This is a genomic window from Paraburkholderia sediminicola (assembly GCF_046026895.1).
Lineage (GTDB): Bacteria > Pseudomonadota > Gammaproteobacteria > Burkholderiales > Burkholderiaceae > Paraburkholderia > Paraburkholderia sediminicola_C.
The window spans coordinates 38036-58770 of sequence record NZ_JAQQEU010000044.1; the positions used below are offsets into that span (position 1 = coordinate 38036).

Genomic DNA, 20735 nt, shown 5'->3' on the forward strand with positions numbered 1-20735 from the left:
CTGATTCGATTTTTTCAGTGGTCAGTTATTGGATAGTTTCGCACACTAGCGGCTATCGAACGACTGGCGGATCGCACTTTCCGGCGGGTCGACTAAAAATCCAGGAGACGAAGCATGACGACGACCGCCAGCGCGGCGCTAGACAGCGCGATTGCGAAAGCGCGCACGAGACTGTTGCCCTTTCTGGTCCTGATGTACGTGCTGGCTTTCATCGACCGCGCGAACGTCGGCTTTGCGAAGAACGTGCTGCAAGCCGACACGGGCTTGAGTGACGCGGCGTTCGCGTTCGGCGCGGGCATCTTCTTCGTCGGCTACGCCGTGTTCGAAGTGCCGAGCAACCTGCTGATGTACCGCTTCGGCGCACGCGTGTGGATGAGCCGCATCATGGTCACGTGGGGCATCGTGTCCGCATGCACCGCGCTGGTCCACGACGCGACGAGCTTCTACCTGCTGCGCACGCTGCTCGGCATCGCCGAAGCGGGTTTCTTCCCCGGCATCATTCTGTTCCTGTCCAACTGGTTTCCGGCCCGAACGCGCTCGCAGACGATGGGCGTGTTCTATTTCGGCTTCCCCCTCGCGCTGCTGCTCGGCAGCCCGGTTTCGGGTGTGCTGCTCGACACGGGCAATCCGTTCGGCATGCAGCCGTGGCAGTGGCTGTTCGTCGTTGAAGGTCTCGCGGCGTCGGTGGTGGGTGTCGTCGCGTACTTCTATCTGACCGACCGGCCCGCCAAAGCCGCGTGGCTCGATGCCACGCAGCGTGATGCGCTGGACCGCGCGTTGCGTGAGGAGGACGAGCGCAAGCTCGCGCATGGGCCGGCTTCGGTACTCGCCGCGTTGCGCGACGCGCGCGTGCTGTTCTGCGCATTGATCTACTTCGCGGTTCAGATGAGCGTGTACGGCGTGGTGTTCTATCTGCCGACGCGCATCGCCGGACTCACGGGCGGCCACGTCGGCACCAAGGTCGGCTTGCTGACCGCCATTCCGTGGATCGCGGCGATTATCGGCACCTTCTGCGTGACTCGCTTTGCGGATCGCCACGGCCATCATCGGACCTGGGCGGCGGCGATGCTCGCGCTCGCGGCGTTCGGCATCGCGGCGAGCGCGCTCACCTCATCGGTCACGCTGGCGCTCGCCGCATTCTGCGTCGCCGCGATCGGCTTCGTCTCCGTGCAGCCACTCTTCTGGACCCTGCCGACCGGTTATCTCGGCGGCGCCGCAGCCGCTGGCGGGATCGCGCTGATCAATTCGATCGGCAATCTCGGCGGCTTCGTCGCGCCCAATCTGAAGGGCCTGGCCGAGCACCTGACCGGCTCGGCGCAAGCGGGGATGCTGTCGCTGTCGGCGGTCGGTCTGATCGGCGCGGCGTTGCTGCTCGTGTTCCGGCGCGCTGCGCGCTCATCCACCTCTGTCTCCCATCGTCCCGTCCCGCTCGGCGAACGCCCGGGCCATTAACTCTGGATCAAGGAATCATCGACCATGAAAATCAAGCATATCCGCACGCGTGTCTTTGAATGGAAAGGCAAGGTCGTGCCGCCGCAGGCGCATTTCTGTACGAACGCGGTGGACATTCTTTACGAGCGCGGCGATGCGATGGGGTCATTCCGTTTCCACGGCTGGCTGGTGGTGGAAATCGAATGCGACGACGGCACGGTCGGCATCGGCAATTGCGCGCTTGCGCCGCGTATCGCCAAGCAGATCATCGACGAATATCTCGCGCCGATCGCGATCGGCGAAGACCCGTTCGACAACGAATACATCTGGCAGAAGATGTATCGCCGCACGCTCGCGTGGGGCCGCAAGGGTATCGGCATGGCGGCGATTTCGGCGATCGACATCGCGCTGTGGGACATCATGGGCAAGGCGGTCAAGAAGCCGGTGTTCAAACTGCTCGGCGGCCGCACGAAGGAAAAGATCTGGTGCTACGCGTCGAAGCTCTACAACAACGACGATCGCGATGCGTTCCTCGGCGAGGCGCAGGGCTATCTGGAAGACGGCTTCACCGCGATGAAAATGCGCTTCGGCTACGGCCCGAAGGATGGCCCGAAGGGCATGGCGAAGAATATCGAACAGGTGCGCCTGTTGCGCGAGCTGGTCGGCGACGAGGTCGACATCATGCTCGAATGCTATATGGGCTGGACGCTTGAATACGCCCGCCGGATGCTGCCGCGTCTAGCCGAATTCAATCCGCGCTGGATCGAAGAGCCGGTGATCGGCGACGACGTCGAGGGTTATCAGGAACTGAAGAAGATGAACATCATGCCCGTCTCCGGCGGCGAGCACGAGTTCACCAGCTATGGCTTCAAGGATCTGCTCGAACGCCGCGCGGTCGACGTGATCCAGTACGATACGAACCGGGTTGGCGGCATCACGGCGGCGCGCAAGATCAACGCGATGGCCGAAGCCTGGTCGGTGCCGGTGATTCCGCACGCGGGGCAGATGCACAACTACCATCTGACGATGGCGAGCACCGCGAGCCCGATGTCCGAGTTCTTCCCGGTGTTCGACGTGGAAGTGGGCAACGAACTGTTCTACTACATCTTCGAAGGCGAGCCGCGTCCCGAGAAAGGCTACCTGCAACTGTCCGACGACACGCCGGGCCTCGGCATCACGCTGAGCGACAGGCATCTCGGCGATTTCAAGATTATCGAGTAACACGCGTCGGCAGTCGGGGCGCCGCCCGGCGACAGGCAGGGTCTATATCATCGGCTCGATCGCGATCGATCTGCGCCGTACCTTTTGAATTGGCCTTGCCTGATGCATCGACTCACAACAGGAACCGGATTAGCAACATGAAACCACGCATTGCAGTGCTTCTCGGCGACCCGGCCGGCATCGGTCCCGAACTGATCGCGCGTTTGCTCGCGCAGGCCGACAACCGCGAGCGCGCCGAGCTTCTGATCATCGGCGACCGGCGCGAGCTGGAGACCGGAATGGCGATCGCGGATCAGCGCTTCGAGTATCAGGTCGTCGACAACGCGGACGCCGGGTTCCGGCAAAGCGGGGTGCCGTCGCTGATCGATTTCCGCTTGCCCGATGACCGCGCTTATGAACGTGCAACGGCTACCGAGCGCGGCGGCCGCTATAGCCTTGAAGCGTTCAAAGAAGCACTCGCGCTCACGCAAAGCAACGTGACGCAGGGCATGCTGTTCGCGCCGGTCAACAAGACCTCGCTGCATATGGCCGGCATGGAAACCGGCGACGAAATGGAATGGTTCGCCCGGCAACTCAATTACACCGGCAGCTTCTGCGAGTTCAACGTGCTCGACGAACTGTGGACCTCGCGCGTCACGTCGCATATCGCGCTGAAGGACGTCAGCGGGAAACTGTCGGAGCAGCGGATCGTCGGCGCGGTGCAACTGATTCACGACGGCCTGAAGCGCGCCGGGAACCCGGCGCCGCGCATCGCGGTGTGCGGCTTCAATCCGCACAACGGCGACAACGGTGCGTTCGGACGCGAAGAGATCGACGTGATCGCGCCGGCTGTCGAAGCGGCCCGCAAGCTCGGCTATGATGCGCAGGGACCGTTCCCCGCCGACACGATCTTCGTGCGGGCGCGCGACCAGAAGGCGTTCGACGGCGTGGTCACGATGTATCACGATCAAGGCCAGATCGCGATGAAGCTGATGGGGTTCTGGCGCGGCGTCACCGTGCACGGCGGCTTGCCGATCCCGGTCGCGACGCCCGCGCACGGCACCGCGTTCGACATCCACGGGCGCGGCAAGGCCGACGTCGGCGCAACCCAGAAGGCGTTCGACATCGTCACGCGGATGGCGATGGACCGCGTGGGCTGAACGCATGACGAGCGCCATCGACACGATGCGCGAGCGCTTCCTCGCGAGCGGTGACGATGCCGATCTGCCTATCGTCGACGCGCATCATCACTTCTGTGATGGAAGGCGAGTGGGAACCGCGCGATCCCACCGGCGAAGCGCGCTGGGCCGCGCGTGCACCTGAAAATTTCGCGAATCGGCGAGCCGGGTGTACGCTGGAGTGTGGAACGCAACGGGCCGATCGTGCGCGATGCGCTGGCTATCTTCGGTATCGAGCGTTGCATGCTGGCGAGCAACTTCCCGGTGGATAGCGTGGTCGTGTCGCTCGACGCACTGTTTTTCAGGCTTCAAGCGGATGGTCGCCGGGCGTTCGCCGCGCGAGCGGCTCGCGCTCTTTCATGACAACGCCGCTGCGCTTTATCGTCTGTGAGTCTGTAGTCCGATGAGGAAACCCGTATGCAACTGACCGACTTCGATACGTTGACTTTCGACTGCTATGGGACGTTGATCGACTGGGAGAGCGGCATCTTCGAAGGCTTGCGGCCGTTGCTGGAGCGCGCCGAGCCGCCGCCCACGCGCGACCAGGTGCTCGAAGCCCATGCGCGGCATGAGTCGTCGCAGCAGAAGTACACGCCGCATCTGCGTTATCAGGAGCTGCTGCCTATCGTCTACAAGCGTCTCGCCGAAGAATGGCGGGTGCCGTACACGCTCGCGGACTGTGCCGCGTATGGCAAGTCCATCCGAAACTGGCCTGCATTCGACGATTCGGCGCAGGCCTTGCACTACCTGAAGCAGCACTACAAGCTCGTGATTCTGTCGAACGTCGATAACGAAAGCTTCAGCCATAGCAACGCGAAGCTGCAGGTTGAATTCGACGCGATCATCACGGCCGAAGATGTCGGTTCATACAAGCCGTCGCCACGCAATTTCGAGTACATGCTGGAAAAGCTCGGCGAACGGGGCATCGGCAAGGAAAAGATCCTGCACACCGCCGAGAGCCTCTTTCACGATCACAAGCCCGCGAACGAATTCGGTCTCGCGTCGTGCTGGATTTATCGGTGGCACGCGAAGCAGGGCTTCGGCGCGACGATGAATCCGGGCTCGCAGCCGAAGTTCGACTTCCGGTTCAACAGCATGGCCGATCTCGTGACGGCGCATCAGGACGCGTTGCGGCGAAAGTGACGCGGCGCATCGGGATCGATAAGCGTCAGCGCCCTCGCCGGGGTCCCGTCGATGCGCGCACCACCAGTTCAGGCAACGGCCCGAGCACCATCGACGGCTGCTGCTCAGGCGTCTGGATCAAGCGGATCAGACTCTCGATCGACAACTCCGCGACCGCCGCCGTCTGGATCGCCACCGTCGTGAGGGCAGGGTGCACCTGATGCGCGAGTTGAATGTCGGTGATGCCGATCACCGACACATCGTCCGGCACCGCACGGCCGAGCGTGATCAACGCCTGCGCAGCGCCGATCGCGAGCAGGTCGTTGGTCGCGAAGATCGCGCTCAGTTGCGGCCGGTTCGCCATCAACTGCATGCACGCGGCGTAGCCGGCGTCGATCGAGTCGCGAATCTGCAACACGGCAGCGGCATCCGCTTCGATGCCGGCCGTGCGCATCGCCGCGCGAAAGCCATTCGAGCGCGCATCCTGCAAGCCGCCGCATCCGTCGCCGATCAACAGGCCGATCTCGCGATGGCCGAGTTCGAGCAGATGCCGCGCGGCCAGCTCGCCCGCATGCGCGAAGTCCACCGCGATGCACGGCAGCGCGGGCGGCGACTCCGGGTGCTCCCACATCGCCAGCAAAATCGGCGCGCTATGCGTGGCCGATGCGCACAGATCGTTGATGGTGATGTCCGTGTTCATCACGAGCACGCCGTCGGCCAAGGTGCCCGCGATCTGGTTCAGGTACGCGCGGCCGATCTCGGCGTCGTCGTCGGTATTGCACACCATCAGGAAGTGGCCGGTTTTGCGCGCGGCGCGCTCGGCGGCCAGCACGAACTCGGGGTAGAACGGGTTCGAGATGTTCGACAACATCAGCGCGAGCGTCGAAGAGCGTCCCTCGGCCAGGGCGCGCGCGTTCAGATTGGGCCGGTAGCCGAGATCGGCGATTGCCTTCAGCACGCGCTCGGCCGTTTCCGGGCGGACCTTCTCGCGATTGCGCAGCACGTTGGAGACGGTGGCGGCGGTAACGTGCGCGCGCTTCGCCACTTCGGACAGCGTGACCATTTTTGGGTTATCCCATATTTAGGGAATGCGATTCAAATGTTGTAAGCCCTTTGCGACATTGATAAGTTTCTGAAAAACACAGCGGAGACACCCACCATGACGTTTCCCCTCAACCTCGAATTTAAGCGATTAAATGCTTGCCGCACAAGGGCTGGCCGTTTATTTTTGCAAAAAATTTAAGCGGTTAAATCCCAACGGAGGCAGCATGGCGACCATTCGTCTCGCGGACGTACAGAAGTCATACGGTGATCATCCGCCGGTGATCCGGCGCGTCAATCTGAAGATCGCCCAGCACGAGTTCTGCGTCTTTCTGGGGCCGTCGGGTTGCGGCAAGTCCACCTTGCTGCGGATGATCGCGGGTCTCGAAGATCTGAGCGAGGGCGAGCTGCACATCGGCGGACGGCTCGTCAACGACGTGCCTTCCGCTCAGCGCGGCGTGGCGATGGTGTTCCAGAGCTACGCGTTGTTCCCGCACATGACCGTGTTCGACAACGTGGCGTTCGGTTTGAAGCTCGCGAAGCAGCCGAAGGACGTGATCGAGCGCAAGGTGCGCGAAGCCGCGCGCATCCTGCAACTGGAGAGCTTGCTGGAGCGCCATCCGAAAGCGCTGTCGGGCGGGCAGCGGCAGCGGGTCGCGATTGGCCGCGCCATCGTGCGCGAGCCGGGCGTGTTCCTGTTCGACGAACCGCTGTCGAATCTCGACGCCGCGCTGCGTGGGCAAACACGCGTCGAAATCGCGCGGCTGCATCAGCGCTTTGCGAATGCGAGCGTGGTCTACGTGACTCACGACCAGGTCGAAGCGATGACGCTCGCCGACCGGATCGTGCTGCTGCACACCGGCGCGGACGCCGAGCGCTACGGCAGCATCGCGCAGGCCGGCGCGCCGCTCGAGCTGTATCACCATCCGAAGTCGCGCTTCGTGGCGGGCTTCATCGGCTCGCCGCGGATGAACTTCATCGACGCAACGGTCGAATCGATCGAGCCCGGGAGCATGACGGTGTCGCTCGCGCGAAGCGGCGAGAAGCTGACTGCGCACGTCGACGGGCAGCGCCTGCAGCGCGGCCAGCCGGTCACCCTCGGCGTGCGGCCGGAGCATTTGCGGCTCGACGGCGACGAGCAGTTCATCCAGTGCACGACGGTGCTCTCGGAGCGCCTCGGCGAGCACAGCTATATTCACGCGGACCACGCGACGGGCGCGCTGATCGCAAAGGCGCCCGGTGATACGCCGATCGGCTCGGGCGAGCGCATCCGCATTCACGTTCCGCCTTCCGCTTGCCATCTGTTCGACGCGGAAGGCATCGCGTTGCGGCGAAGCATGGTCGAACCCGAACGCGTCGCCGCCTGAAAGTAGTCAAGGTGCCGAACGAGGCGCCGCCGGGTTAACCAGACCGAATTCCGCCACAGAGCGGGTTACTTCGCTGGCAGCCATCCGCTGTCAGTCAACAAGGTAGTCAAGGAGACACAAGATGATTGCTCTTCGCCTTCGCCGTCTTGCCCAGGTGTCGATTGCCGCCGCCGTGATGGCCGGCGCGCTAGCCAGCGTCACCGCCGACGCCGCCACGCTCAACGTCAACGTGTCGGCGCGCGGCAATCAGCGCTCCACATGGCAGGACGCGTTCGACAAGTTCAAGAAAGCCAATCCAGATGTCGATCTCAAGGTGACCTACATCACCGAAGAAGCGTACAAGGTGCAGATGGGCGGCTGGCTCGCGACCGATCCGCCGGATGTCGTGTCGTGGCACGACGGCGAACGGATGGCCTATTACGCGCAACGCGGCCTGCTCGAAGATCTGTCGTCCGACTGGGCCAAGAACGGCTGGTCGCAGCAGTATGCGTCGGTCAAGGAAGCGTCGACCTACAAGGGCAAGCAGTACGCCGCGCCGCTCGGCTATGACGCGTACGGTTTCTTCTATCGCAAGGACCTGTTCGAGAAGGCCGGCATCAAGAGCGAGCCGAAAACCTGGGATGAGTTTCTCGAAGCCAACAAGAAGCTGAAGGCAATCGGCGTTGCGCCGATCGCCGTGGCCGCGCGCGACAGCTGGACGCTCGCCGCATGGTTCGACTATCTGAATCTGCGCATCAACGGCAACGCGTTCCATCAGAAGCTGATGGCGGGCCAGGTTCCGTATACCGATCCGCGCGTGAAGAAGGTCTACACCACGTGGAGGACGCTGATCGACAACCACGACTATATCGACAACGCGCTCTCGTACGACCTCGATTCGATCGCGCCGTTTCTCGTGAACGGCAAGGCCGCGATGATGCTGATGGGCACGTTCTTCTCGGCGAGCATTCCGCCGTCCCTCAAGGATCAGATCGGTTTCTTCCGTTTCCCGGTGATGGACGCCAATGTGCCGATGGCCGAGGACGGTCCGGTCAACGTGCTGCTGATTCCGGCCAAGGCGAAGAACAAGGCCGACGCGCGCAAGCTGCTCGCCTTCATGGAACAGCCGCAGATCAATGCCGATCTCGCGAAGGGCTGGGGTCAGCTGCCGTCGAACAGCAAGGCCGCCGAGCCTGACGACGCGATCTCGAAGGTCGGCTTCCAGACGCTCGCGAACACGCAGGGCGGCATCGCGCAGTTCTACGACCGCGACATGCAGAAGGAAATGGCCGACGAAGGCATGAAGGCCATGCAGCAGTTCTACAGCGATCCGTCGCAACTCGACGCCGTGCTCGCCCGCCTCGAAGCGACGAGGAAGCGCATCTACCAGAAGTAAGTCCCGCAACGCCGGCCGCGTAGTCGCGGCGGCCGGCGCTCGCCTTCGATTTCCGACGAGGCTCGATCCATGTCTCATTCCGCAGCGCGCCGCCTACCCGCGGCCCGGCATCGTCACGTCTCGACCACGCGCCGTCATCAGCACCGCGCCGCGTTTTTCTTTCTTCTGCCGGGCTGCGCGTTGTTCTGTCTGTGCGTGATCTACCCGATCATCAGCAGCATCTCGCTCAGTTTCTACAACTGGGATGGGATGACGCCGAAGACCTTCGCCGGTCTTTCCAACTACGTCGAGCTGTTTCATTCAGACACGTTCTACACGGCGCTGAAGAACAATCTGATCTGGCTCGCGCTGTTCCTGCTGGCGCCCCCGCTCGGCCTGCTGTTCGCGTTGTATCTGAACCAGCATATGCGTGGCATGCGGGTCGTGAAGTCGCTATTCTTCGCGCCTTTCGTGCTGTCGGGCGTGGTGGTCGGTCTCGTGTTCAGCTGGTTCTATGACCCTGGCTTCGGGTTGCTGCGCCTGATCGTCGGTCGCGGCATTCCGGTGCTCGGCGATCCGCGCACGGTGACGCTCGGCATCATCTTCGCCGCGCTGTGGCCGCAAACGCCGTTCTGCATGGTGCTGTATCTGACCGGCCTCACGGGCATCAATCCCGAGGTGGTCGAGGCGGCGCGCATGGAAGGGGCGAAGGGCCTGCGCCTGCTGTGGCACGTGATCCTGCCGCAATTGCGGCCCGCCACGTTCATGGCGGTGGTGCTGACGGTGATCGGCGCGCTGCGCAGCTTCGACCTGATCGCGGTGATGAGCGGCGGCGGCCCGTTCGACAGCTCCACCGTGCTCGCCTATTACATGTACGACCAGGCCATCAAGTACTACCGCGAAGGCTATTCCGCCGCGATCGCGGTCGTGCTGTTCGCCATCATGCTCGTCTATATCGTGTTCCATTTGCGCCGCATGCTGCGCGAAGAACACTGATTGCCCAGGAGTTACGCGTCATGTATCCGCTTCCCGTCGAACGCTGGAAACCGCTCAATCGCACGCTCTACAAAGCGTCGTTGCCGCTCGCCTTGCTGCTCTGGCTGCTGCCGATGCTCGCCGTGCTCGTCACGTCCATTCGCTCGTCGGACGAGCTTTCGCGAGGCGACTACTGGACGTGGCCGAAGCATTTCGCGCTGCTCGAAAACTACGGCACCGCGCTCACGCAAACGCCGATGCTGCATTACTTCGCCAACAGCGTGCTGATTACGGTGCCTTCGGTGATCGGCGCGATCGTGCTGGCTTCGATGGCCGGTTTCGCATTGGCCACTTACCGCTTCCCCGGCAATACGGCGGTGCTGTTCGCTTTCGTCGCCGGCAATTTCGTGCCGATCCAGATCCTGATGATTCCAGTGCGCGACATGGCGCTGAAGTTTGGCCTGTTCAACACCGTGTGGGCGCTGGTGATTTTCCATGTGTCGTTCCAGACCGGTTTTTGCACGCTATTTCTGCGCAACTTCATCAAGCAGTTGCCGTTCGAGATGATCGAGGCGGCGCGCGTGGAAGGGGCGAGCGAATGGACCGTCTATCTGCGTATCGTGCTGCCGCTGATCCGCCCCGCGCTCGCCGCGCTCGGCATCCTGGTGTTCACCTTCGTGTGGAACGACTACTTTTGGGCACTGTGCCTCACACAAGGCGACGAGGCCGCGCCGATCACGGTGGGCGTCGCCGCGCTCAAGGGGCAATGGACGACCGCGTGGAATCTGGTCGCGGCGGGCTCGGTGCTGGCCGCGCTGCCTTCCGTGCTGATGTTCTTCGCGATGCAGAGGCACTTCGTCGCCGGCCTGACCTTCGGTGCAAGCAAAGGCTGAGCACCCGGCCGACGTCAACTCGTCACTCGTCACTCGTCAACTCGTCAACTCACAACGAGACTTTCTCATGCAACTTGGTGTCTGTTACTACCCGGAACAATGGCCGCGCACGATGTGGGCCGACGATGCGAAGCGTATGGTCGAACTCGGCATCACGCATGTGCGGATCGCCGAATTCGCGTGGAGCCGGATGGAGCCGCGCGCGGGCTTTTTCGCATGGCAATGGCTCGACGAAGCGGTCGACACGCTCGCGGCAGCGGGCCTGAAGCTGGTGCTCGGCACGCCGACCGCGTCGCCGCCGAAATGGCTGATCGACGCGCACCCGGACGTGTTGCCGGTGCGTGCCGACGGCACGCGCTGGAATTTCGGCTCGCGTCGCCACTACGACATTTCGAACGACACGTACCGGCGCGAATGCGTGCGTATCGTCGCCGCGATGGCGCAGCGTTACGGGCGGCATCCGTCGATCGTCGCGTGGCAGACCGATAACGAACTCGGCTGTCACGAGACCGTGCCGAGCTATTCGGCTGCGGCGCTCGAGCGCTTCCACGCGTGGTTGCAACGGCGCTACGAAACCGTCGCGTCGCTGAACGACGTGTGGGGCAACGTGTTCTGGAGCATGGAGTATCCGTCGTTCGACGCGATCGGCTTGCCGAATCTCACGCCGACCGACGCCAATCCGATCCATCTGCTCGACTTCCGCCGCTTCATGTCCGACGAGGTGGCGAGCTTTCACCGCGAACAGATCGAAGTGCTGCGTGAGCATGCGCCGGCCGCGGATCTGCTGCACAACTTCATGGGCTTCTTCACGACCTTCGATCACTACCGTTTCGCCGAAAACAATGCGCTCGACGTCGCGGCCTGGGACAGCTACCCGATCGCACGCACGGAATCGATTGCGCTGCCGGAAGAGCAGAAGGCACGTTTCGCCCGCACCGCGCATCCCGACGTGTCCGCGTTCGACCACGACCGCTATCGGGCGATCGGTGCGGGACGTTTCTGGGTGATGGAACAACAGGCCGGTCCGGTCAACTGGGCGCAATGGAACCCGGTGCCCGCGAAGGGCATGGTGCGGCTGTGGGCTTACGAAGCGTTCGCGCACGGCGCGGAACTGGTGTCGTATTTCCGCTGGCGCCAGTGTCCGTACGCGCAGGAACAGATGCACTCCGGCCTCAACCTGCCGAACAACGAACTGTCGCCCGGCGGCCTCGAAGTGCAGCAGGCGGCGCGCGAGATCGCGAACTGCGCGGCGCTGTCGACGCTCGGCGCGCCCGCGCGCGCGGCGACGGCGCTCGTGTTCGATTACGAGACGCAATGGATGTTCGAGATCCAGCGTCATGGCAAGACGTTCGACTACCAGACGCTGGCGTTCGACTACTACGAAGCATTGCGCGAACTCGGGCTCGACGTGGATATCGTGTCGAGCCGCGCGGACCTCGGCGCGTATCGCCTCGTGGTCGTGCCGAGCCTCGCGGTGATCGACGATGCGCTCGTCGATCAGATCGAACGCAGCCGCGCGCAGTGGGTCTTCGGTCCGCGCAGCGGCTCCAAAACGGACGCCTTCGCGATTCCCGGCAATCTGCCGCCGGGCGCGTTGCAGCGCGTGCTGCCGATGCAGGTGCTCGAAGCCGAGTCGCTGCGGCCGACCCTTGCGCCCGCGCTGTCGATCGACGGCACGCAGGGCGCGGCCATGCATTGGCGCGAGCATGTGCGCGCCAACGGCGAGACGCGCGTTACCGCGCAATTCGACGACGCGTGGCCGGCGCTTCTCACGCACGGCAAGCTTCGCTACGTCGCGGGCTGGCTGTCTCACGCGTTGCATCGCACGGTGTTGCAGCAGGCGGCGCGCGACGCCGGGATCGACACGCAACTGCTGGCCGACGGCTTGCGCATTCGCCGGCGCGGCGGGCTGACCTTCGCGTTCAACTTCGGCCCGCAGACGGTGCACGCGCCGGCGCCCGCTCACGCGAGTTTCGTGCTCGGCGAGCCGCGCCTGAATACCGGCGATGTCTGCGTGTGGCAAGACGCTTGAAACTGGCAAGAGAGTGCAGTCGGAAGTAGAAAACCGGAGGGTGAAACACAGGCGCTTCAAACCGGACCAGGCGGCCGTTGCCAGAGCCGCCATTCAATCGATGGAGGATGACGGATGAACCGAAGAGAAATGCTGGGATGGCTGGCCTCTGCCGCTGCGGCGGGCGTCGGCACGACAGTGGGCCTGCCCGCCGTCGCGGGGGAGCGGCAATCCGCCGCGCGTGGCGGCCGCTTTGCGATGGGCGCGGACGTGTCGACGCTGCTCGAACTCGAAGCGAACGGCGCCAAGTTCTACGAGCACGGCGAGCGGCTCGACTGTCTGCGGATTCTGAAGGGCCATGGCGTCGACTCGATTCGTATCAAGGTCTGGAACGATCCTGGGAATCCGAACTATTTTCCGGCCAATCAGAGCCCTGCGGCCGGTTACAACAGTGCCGAACATGCTCGCGTGCTGGCGCGCCGCGCGGCCGCGCTCGGCCTGCGCGTGCTGATCGACTTCCACTACAGCGACTGGTGGGCCGATCCGGGCAAGCAGTATCCGCCCCACGAATGGGCCGGCAAGGACATCACGGAAACCTGCACGCTGCTGTCCGGGTACACGTCGAATGTGCTGAACATGCTCGAGCGCGACGGCGTTCATCCGGAGTGGGTGCAGATCGGCAACGAAATCACCGGCGGCATGCTGTGGCCGCTCGGCAAGTACGATCAGTTGGACAACCTCGCGCTGCTGTTGAAGGCGGGGCATGACGCGGTCAAATCCGTCGACGGGCGCATCAAGGTGATGCTGCATATCGACAGCGGCGGCAACAATGCCACGAGCCGCTGGTGGTTCGACAGCGCGACGCAGCGCGGTGTCACGTTCGATGTGATCAGCTTGTCCTACTACCCGCAGTGGCAGGGCTCGCTGAGCGATCTGCAGAACAACGCGAACGATCTGGCGACGCGCTACGACAAGGACGTGATCGTGGTCGAGACCGCGTATCCGTGGACGACCAGTGACGGCGATTCGGAACCCGACTCGATGACCAACGTGGGCACCGCGACCTATCCGCAGACCCCGGCCGGCCAGGCGCAGTTTCTTGGCGCGGTGACGGATGTCGTGAAGGCGATTCCCGATGGACACGGCAAGGGCGTGTTCTGGTGGGAGCCGGAATGGATTCCGACGCCGAACGTGGGATGGAAAGTCGGCGCGGGCGATCAGTGGGACAACAACACGCTGTTCGATTTTCACGGCAATGCGCTGCCGTCGCTGGACGCGTTTCGCAGACGCTAGTGCCGGTAGCGGCCGCGCAATTTGCGGACGGCGTTTGCCTGCGCATGTGTTTCGTTCAACGCGGCGGGGCCGTCGAGCCCGCCGCGTTGACGGCAGGCATCACTGCGCGGGTGCCTGCTCGTGCTTCCGCTTCACGCACGCCGACGTGAACGCCATGCTGGCCTGATCGGGCGTCATGTGCGGCGCGTCCGGGCTGAAGATCTTCTCGATGATCGCGTCGACCGTTTGCCGGTCGGCTGGGTCCTTGTAGTACCGGGCCGCCTGGTCGAGCGCCTCGGCCTTGGTCTTTTTGTGCGCGCGCCATGAAGCGACCTGGCCGGCGATATCGCCGATCGCAAAACATTGATCGCTGACTGTCTGTGCAACGGCCTGAGCGGCCGGTTGCGCGAGGCACGCCGCCAGCAGCGCGGATACGACTACGCGTTTCATTACCGGAATCCTGACTTGAGATGAGCGGCGGTGCGGCGATGGCGGCATCCACCATCGCGGCATCCGCACGGGCAAACAACCGCGTAGTTTATCGGGAAGTGACGTGTGCCGTTTCTTTTACCCGCTCACGCGCGGGCGGCGCAAATGAAAAAGCCGCCAGTTGCGGCGGCTTCGAAGAATCAATGGACCATCCAGCTTGCCCGTGGACGGGCGGCGCCGGCGCGGTGCCGAAACCCGGCACCGAAGCCCGCGCCCGCGCTCAATGCCCGAACGACTCCGTCTTCGCGGCAGTCGTCGTCGCCACATGCGGCCGTGCCGCCTGCTTGATCAGCAGAGCCACGCACGACAGCAGGCCCGCCACCGCGACCGTCGCGAAGATGCCGCCGAACGTGAAGTGGCGGCGCGTCAGTTCGGCCACGAGGAACGAACCCGCGATCCCGCCGAAGCGCCCGATGCCGAGCATCCATGCCACGCCCGTGCCACGGCCTTCGGTCGGGTAGAACGCGGCGGCGAGCGCCGGCATCGACGATTGCGCGGTATTCATCAACACGCCCGCGACGAACACGATGAACACCAGCGCGCCCACGTTGCCGGCCGCCTGGCCGATGAAATACACGCTCACCGCGGTTAGCGCATAGCAAGCCGCGATGATCCGGTTCGCGTTGAAGCGGTCCATCAGCACGCCGCACAGCACCGCGCCGACGCCGCCGAGCGGGAACAGCGCGGAAATCAGCGTCGCGCGCTGCGGCGGGAGGCCGGCGTCCTTCAGCAGGATCGGCATCCAGTTGATCGACGCGTAGAAGATCACGAGGCCCATGAAGTAGGCCACCCACAGCATCACCGAGCCGATGATGTACGAACGCGACAGCACGACGCCCAAGCCCTTGCCGCCGGTTTGCGGCGCGCTTTCGGTCATCGTGAAGGCGTTGGCGTGCACCGCGTCGCCCGAAATGCGCGCGAGCGCTGCGCGAATCCGCTCGGTCGGCTTGCGGTTCGCCACCATGTAGCGAACCGACTCCGGCATTTTCGACAACAACAGGATCAACAGCAGCAGCGGCGTGATGCCGCCGAGCAGCAGCACGCTGCGCCAGCCGAAATGCGGAATCATCCACGCGGCGAGAAAACCGCCGAACGCCGCGCCGAGCGGAAAGCCGCAGAACATCAGGTTGATCAGGGTCGCGCGGCGGCGGTCCGGGCAATACTCGCCCATCATCGTCACGGCGTTCGGCATGGCCGCGCCGAGGCCGACGCCGGTAACGAAGCGCAGCACGGTCAATTGATCGATGCTGGTCGAGAAGGCCGAGGCGAGGCACATCGCGCCGAACAGCAGCACCGAGCCGATCAGCATCAGGCGTCGGCCGAGACGGTCCGACAGCGGGCCCGAAACGAGCGCCCCGCACGCGAGGCCGAACAGCGCCGCGCTCAGCACCGGCGCAAGCGCCGGCTTGGAGATGCCCCATTCGCCGATCAGCGAGGGTGCAATGAAGCCGATCGCGGCGGTGTCAAAACCGTCCAGCAGGACGATCACGAAGCACATGAAAAAAATCAGCCACTGGAACGGCGAAAAAGGATGTTCGTTGATGAATGTTTGAACGTTCACAGCGGTGCTGCGGCTCATGATGGTCTCCTGATTGCAAAAGCGCTTTAAAACGCAGCTTTCCCTTTTTTACGATCGTACGCTTTTTGGAAGCGGTACACGATGCCTGCGTCCGCCGCGAACCGGGTGTGTGGACGACGGCGGCGCACCTTGCGGTCGATGCCATGCCATGGGACGCCTGACGGCCGGCACGCTCCGACGGTGGCCGCCAGGCCCGCACCGGTTTCGAGACGCCTTGTGCCCTCGTGGCGCGCGTGGGCCGGGCCGGTCGCGCAACAGCGTGGCCAACTGCCGCGAAGTCGGGACGCTCAGGCCAGGGCGCGTTTGTTCGCGTATAGAACGGTGATTCTTTACACGAACATTGAACTGTAAGTAAAACGATAGCAGCGGGTCAACGCGGGATTACCCGACATGTCTAACGGGCAGCGAAAGACTCAGGCGGTTCACGCGAGTTTTGCCGCAATCGCCTTGCCGACTTCGGTGGTGTTCGCGTTGCCGCCGAGGTCGCCGGTATGCGGGCCTTCGATCAGCGTTGCCTCGATCGCCGCGAGGATCGCATCGTGCGCGTCGCGCTCCTTGCCTGTGGAATTGCCGAGGAAGTCGAGCATCATCGCCGCGGACCAGATCATCGCGATCGGATTGGCGATATTCTTGCCGGCGATATCGGGCGCCGAGCCGTGCACCGGTTCGAACAGTGACGGAAACTTGCGGTCCGGGTTCAGGTTGCCCGATGGCGCGAGCCCGATCGTGCCGGTGCAGGCGGGGCCGAGATCGGACAGGATGTCGCCGAACAGATTGGTCGCCACCACCACGTCGAAGCGATCCGGGTTCAAAACGAAGCGCGCGCAGAGAATGTCGATGTGCTGCTTGTCCCACGTGACATCGGGGTACTGCGCCGCGATGCCGGCCGCGCACTTGTCCCACCAGGGCATGCTGATCGCGATGCCGTTGCTCTTGGTGGCGACCGTGATCTTCTTGCGCTCGCGGCGTTGCGCGAGATCGAACGCGAACTTCAGCACGCGCTCGCTGCCGTGACGCGTGAACACCGACTCCTGCAGCACGAATTCGCGCTCCGTGCCTTCGAACATCACGCCGCCCACCGATGAATATTCGCCCTCGGTGTTCTCGCGCACGATCCAGAAGTCGATGTCGCCCGCCTTGCGGCCCGCGAGCGGCGACGGCACGCCGGCGAAGAGGCGGGCGGGGCGCAGATTAACGTACTGGTCGAATTCGCGGCGGAACTTCAGCAGCGAGCCCCACAGCGAGATGTGGTCGGGCACGGTGTCCGGCCAGCCGACCGCGCCGAACAGAATCGCATCGGCCGATTGCAGCTGGGTCTTCCAGTCGTCCGGCATCATCTTGCCGTGCTTCGCGTAGTACGCGCAGCTCGCCCATTCGATGTGCTGGTACTCGAGTTCGATGCCGAAGCGCTGCTTCACCGCGTCCAGCACGCGAATGGCTTCCGGCATGACTTCGCCGCCGATGCCGTCGCCGGGTATGACCGCGATCCGATACTTCTTCGACATGCTGCGCTCCTCCGTGGGGATGTTCGACTGTTCAAAGACGCTCATTCTATTCCTGCTGCTGCGCATAAAATGACAGCTTTAGTTAAGCGACTGTGCACGATATGTGTACCAAGAAGGTCCTATGAACACCGTGCCGTCGCCCGATCTCAACGATTTGCGCGTGTTTTGCGAAGTGGCGCGCAAAGCGAGTTTCAGTGCGGCGGCAGAGGCCGGTATCCGCGGCCTATGTCAGCAAACGCATCGGTGTGCTCGAGACTACGCTCGGCACGCGTCTATTGCACCGGTCCACGCGGCGCGTCGCGATTACCGAGGCGGGGGAGCGCGTCTATACGTGGGCCGAAAAAATTCTCGACGATGTCGAGCAATTGGTGGAAGACGTATCCACCACGCGCCGCCAGCCTGCCGGCAAACTGCGCATTTCCAGCAGCCTCGGCTTTGGCCGCCGGTTCTCCGGCGCTGGCCCGCTTCTCCGAGCGCTATGCGCAACTGAGCGTGCGGCTCGATCTGGTTGACCGGCTGGTCGACGTGGCGGGCGAAGGCTTCGACCTCGATATCCGCATCGGCGATGAGATCGCGCCGCGTCTGATTGCGCGGCGTCTCGCATCGAACCATCGTGTGCTGTGCGCGTCGCCTGATTACCTGGCGCGGCACGGCGCGCCGCGCCAGCTTGCCGATCTGTCTTCGCATGCGTGCCTGGCGATCAAGGAGCGTGACCATCCGTTCGGTCTCTGGCGTTTGCAGATGCGTGGGGAAACCACCTTGATCAAGGTTACGGGGCCGCTGTCGACCAATCATGGCGAGGTCGCGGTGCAATGGGCATTGGCTGGGCGCGGGATCGTGCTGCGCTCGATGTGGGATGTGCGGGCGCTCCTCGCGAGCGGCGAGTTGCAGCAGGTTCTGCCCGAGGTGACGCAGCCGGCGAATGTGTGGGCGGTTTATCCGGCGCGGCTCGCGCAGTCGGCGAAGGTTAGGGTGTGCGTGGATTTTTTGAGTGCCGAGTTCGATGTTTTGGGTCGCGCCGGCAACCCGTAGAGTTTGTCGACGCAGCTCACGTAACCGCCGGGCGTCGAAACGTACCACCCCTATCTGCCTAACGCCCCGCGTTCAACTTCCGCCACAACGTCGTCTTGCTGATGCCGAGCGCGTCGCAGACCGCATCGCGATCGCCGTCGTGGGCCGCTAGCGCCGCGCGGATCTGATCGGCTTCCACGTGGCGGCTGCGCTCGCGCAGCGTCAGCGCGGCAGGCTTCGCCGCGCGTGCATGGGCCTCCACGACTTCAGGCGCAACGTCGCGCAGCATCTCACGCGTGAGGACAGTTACGCCTTCGTCCGGCGGGTCGGCATCGATGTCGGCGTCAGCGAGTTCGACAGCGATCCGCTCGATCACATTCTGCAATTCACGCACATTGCCCGGCCATGCATAACGTCGCAGCGACGCGCCGAGTCCCGTCAGCACCCGTTCGGCGGCGGCCGCATCGGGCACGCGCGCCGCCAGCCTCGGTTCACGCGCCGCGGCCTGCCGCAGCAATTCGACGGCGAGCGGCAACAGATCGTCGGGACGTTCGCGCAACGGCGGCAGCGCGATGCTCAGAATGTTCAACCGGTAGTAGAGATCGGCGCGAAAGCGGCCCGCTTCGATGCCCTCGGTCAGCGCGCGATGCGTCGCCGCGACGACCCGGATATCGACGCGCGTCGGCTCCGTCGAACCGAGCCGCACCACCTCGCGTTCCTGCAGCACGCGCAACAGCCGGCTCTGCAACGACAGCGGCATTTCGCCGATTTCATCGAGAAACAGCGTGCCGCGGTGCGCGACTTCGATCAGCCCCGCCTTGCCGCCCTTGCGCGCGCCGGTGAACGCGCCTTCCTCGTAGCCGAACAGCTCGCTCTCCAGCAACGCCTCGGGAAACGCCCCGCAATTGATCGCGACAAAGGCGAAGTCGCGCCGCGCGCTCAACTGATGCATGCTCTGCGCGACCATCTCCTTGCCGGTGCCGCTTTCGCCGAGAATCAGCACGGTCGCATCCGAGCGCGCGTAGCGCCGCACGAGCGAGCGCACCCGTTCGATAGACGCCGAGGCGCCGACGATATCCTCGAGCCGGTATCGCGCGGCGAACTGCTGCACGCGCTGGCGCGCTCGCAGCGTGCGATCGAGCCGCTCGACGGCGCGCGATTCCTGAAACGTCAGCACGGTGCCCGCCGCCGCGCTGCTGCTGGCAAGCGGCCCGCGATGCACGACGTAGCTCGCGCCGCGCACCGTGCAGAAACTGTCGCCGTCCGCGTCCGGCAGGCTGCCGGCGAGATCGGGGGCAAGGTCGAGCAGCATGCGCCCCGCGGCTTTTGCCACGTCGATGCCGAGCACGCTGGCCAGACGCTGGTTCATCACTTCGACACATCCTTGCGCGTCGAGCGCGACGACGCCATCGCGCAGATGTTGCAGCAGATTGTCGAGCCGCTGACGGCGCACGGTTTCGCGACGGGTGGCCTGCGCGACTTCGAGCGCGGTGTCGAAAGCGGCGCGCACCGAAGCGCGCGAATAGAGAAACACCGCGCCCATCCCGGCGTTCGCGGCGAGGTCGGTGACGAGTCCGGGGCCGACCACCACGTCGACGCCGCGATCGCTCAGGTCGAGCACGACGCCTTCCGCATCCTGCGCGGACTGATACGACGCGAACGTGACGTCGAGCGCGTAGGCGGCCGTGAAGCGCCGCACTTCTTCAGGCGTGTCGCCGTGCGTGACGAGCGCGACGCGCGCGCCGTCGCGCCGCGCGCGGCCGAGCGCATGCATCACGTCGAAACCGGTCGGGTTGATGCGCACGACCGGGACCGTCACGCGCGTTTTCAGATACGCGCCGTTGGAGCCGCCCGCAATCACGACATCGGGACGGCCCGCTCCCGCGGCCTCGATCTCTCGCACGGCATCTTCGAAGCCGTGCGAGACGATGCGCAGGTCCGCGCGTTCCACGTATTCGCCGGCGATGTCGAAAAACAGATCGCGCAGGCGGCTGATGCTGAGCGCCCAGATGCGCGGGCGCGGGGACGGTTCGAACAGAGGTGTGTTCAAGGCGGGCGGCTCGCGGCGGGATTGGAAGTTCATCCATTATGCACACAACGATTTCCAATTTGAAATTGGAGTTTCATTTGTGAAATGAGGCGAAGCAGGGGGCGGTGCGGCTGTCTCCTGTCAAATCAGGTACTTAGCGCGCGGAGACCGGGCTGGCCCGTTCTTTGCATTTAAGGAGCCGGTCAAATAGCCCCACACTGTATTTGGAGAAAAAACTGATGAGCGAAGCAGACAACAGCGCGCCGAACGCGGGCGCA

General features: G+C 64.1%; 17 protein-coding genes and 1 pseudogene. 13 read left to right on the forward strand and 5 right to left on the reverse strand.

Annotation, left to right across the window (positions count from 1 at the left end):
* Window positions 1–114 precede the first annotated feature (114 nt).
* The 6 genes from PQR02_RS26230 to PQR02_RS26255 all read left to right on the forward strand — a co-directional run bounded on the left by PQR02_RS26230 (window position 115) and on the right by PQR02_RS26255 (window position 4952).
* On the forward strand, window positions 115–1452 hold the full coding sequence (locus PQR02_RS26230; RefSeq protein WP_408238072.1) for an MFS transporter: 1338 nt from the start codon (window positions 115–117) through the stop codon (window positions 1450–1452).
* Window positions 1453–1476: 24 nt separating this feature from the next.
* Entirely contained in the window at window positions 1477–2652 is a 1176-nt protein-coding gene (locus tag PQR02_RS26235; protein ID WP_408238075.1) for an L-rhamnonate dehydratase, read from the forward strand.
* 137 nt (window positions 2653–2789) lie between these two features.
* Window positions 2790–3791 carry a 4-hydroxythreonine-4-phosphate dehydrogenase PdxA gene (locus PQR02_RS26240; protein ID WP_408238078.1) on the forward strand — a complete coding sequence of 334 codons (1002 nt, stop codon included), beginning with the start codon at window positions 2790–2792 and terminating at the stop codon, window positions 3789–3791.
* 4 nt (window positions 3792–3795) lie between these two features.
* A complete protein-coding gene (locus PQR02_RS26245) occupies window positions 3796–3954 on the forward strand; it encodes a hypothetical protein (protein ID WP_408238081.1) in 159 nt (52 codons plus the stop codon).
* Window positions 3945–4172 (forward strand): hypothetical protein, encoded by a 228-nt coding sequence (locus PQR02_RS26250; RefSeq protein WP_408238084.1) that lies wholly within the window; start codon window positions 3945–3947, stop codon window positions 4170–4172. The genes PQR02_RS26245 and PQR02_RS26250 overlap by 10 nt, the downstream gene beginning before the upstream one ends.
* A gap of 54 nt (window positions 4173–4226) precedes the next feature.
* The gene (locus PQR02_RS26255; protein WP_408238087.1) at window positions 4227–4952 is read left to right on the forward strand and encodes a haloacid dehalogenase type II; all 726 of its coding nucleotides are present in this window, start codon (window positions 4227–4229) and stop codon (window positions 4950–4952) included.
* Window positions 4953–4977: 25 nt separating this feature from the next.
* On the opposite strand, the gene PQR02_RS26260 is transcribed toward PQR02_RS26255, so the two are convergent.
* Window positions 4978–5994 carry a LacI family DNA-binding transcriptional regulator gene (locus tag PQR02_RS26260; RefSeq protein ID WP_408238090.1) on the reverse strand — a complete coding sequence of 339 codons (1017 nt, stop codon included), beginning with the start codon at window positions 5992–5994 and terminating at the stop codon, window positions 4978–4980.
* Between the two features lie 205 nt (window positions 5995–6199).
* Between PQR02_RS26260 and PQR02_RS26265 the strand changes: the two genes are divergently transcribed.
* From PQR02_RS26265 to PQR02_RS26290, 6 genes are all read left to right on the forward strand, one after another.
* Complete coding sequence (locus PQR02_RS26265; protein ID WP_408238092.1) at window positions 6200–7339, forward strand: ABC transporter ATP-binding protein; 1140 nt, start codon at window positions 6200–6202, stop codon at window positions 7337–7339.
* 121 nt (window positions 7340–7460) lie between these two features.
* The gene (locus tag PQR02_RS26270; RefSeq protein ID WP_408238095.1) at window positions 7461–8714 is read left to right on the forward strand and encodes an ABC transporter substrate-binding protein; all 1254 of its coding nucleotides are present in this window, start codon (window positions 7461–7463) and stop codon (window positions 8712–8714) included.
* A gap of 69 nt (window positions 8715–8783) precedes the next feature.
* Window positions 8784–9689 carry a carbohydrate ABC transporter permease gene (locus PQR02_RS26275; protein ID WP_408238098.1) on the forward strand — a complete coding sequence of 302 codons (906 nt, stop codon included), beginning with the start codon at window positions 8784–8786 and terminating at the stop codon, window positions 9687–9689.
* 20 nt (window positions 9690–9709) lie between these two features.
* Entirely contained in the window at window positions 9710–10561 is an 852-nt protein-coding gene (locus PQR02_RS26280) for a carbohydrate ABC transporter permease (RefSeq protein ID WP_408238102.1), read from the forward strand.
* Window positions 10562–10628: 67 nt separating this feature from the next.
* Window positions 10629–12593, forward strand: a complete 1965-nt coding sequence (locus PQR02_RS26285; RefSeq protein ID WP_408238105.1) for a beta-galactosidase — start codon at window positions 10629–10631, stop codon at window positions 12591–12593.
* Window positions 12594–12707: 114 nt separating this feature from the next.
* The gene (locus PQR02_RS26290; RefSeq protein ID WP_408238108.1) at window positions 12708–13865 is read left to right on the forward strand and encodes a glycoside hydrolase family 53 protein; all 1158 of its coding nucleotides are present in this window, start codon (window positions 12708–12710) and stop codon (window positions 13863–13865) included.
* Window positions 13866–13964: 99 nt separating this feature from the next.
* Here PQR02_RS26290 and PQR02_RS26295 read toward each other — a convergent pair whose 3' ends face one another.
* From PQR02_RS26295 to PQR02_RS26305, 3 genes are all read right to left on the reverse strand, one after another.
* On the reverse strand, window positions 13965–14294 hold the full coding sequence (locus PQR02_RS26295) for a hypothetical protein (RefSeq protein ID WP_408238111.1): 330 nt from the start codon (window positions 14292–14294) through the stop codon (window positions 13965–13967).
* 259 nt (window positions 14295–14553) lie between these two features.
* On the reverse strand, window positions 14554–15912 hold the full coding sequence (locus tag PQR02_RS26300) for an MFS transporter (protein ID WP_408238114.1): 1359 nt from the start codon (window positions 15910–15912) through the stop codon (window positions 14554–14556).
* A gap of 422 nt (window positions 15913–16334) precedes the next feature.
* Complete coding sequence (locus PQR02_RS26305; RefSeq protein ID WP_408238123.1) at window positions 16335–17417, reverse strand: tartrate dehydrogenase; 1083 nt, start codon at window positions 17415–17417, stop codon at window positions 16335–16337.
* A 121-nt stretch (window positions 17418–17538) separates the two neighbouring features.
* Between PQR02_RS26305 and PQR02_RS26310 the strand changes: the two are divergent.
* A pseudogene (locus PQR02_RS26310) lies at window positions 17539–18449 on the forward strand (LysR substrate-binding domain-containing protein).
* A gap of 58 nt (window positions 18450–18507) precedes the next feature.
* Here PQR02_RS26310 and prpR read toward each other — a convergent pair.
* Window positions 18508–20478: a propionate catabolism operon regulatory protein PrpR gene (gene prpR / locus PQR02_RS26315; protein ID WP_408238117.1), complete on the reverse strand. Its 1971-nt coding sequence runs from the start codon at window positions 20476–20478 to the stop codon at window positions 18508–18510.
* Window positions 20479–20735 lie beyond the last annotated feature (257 nt).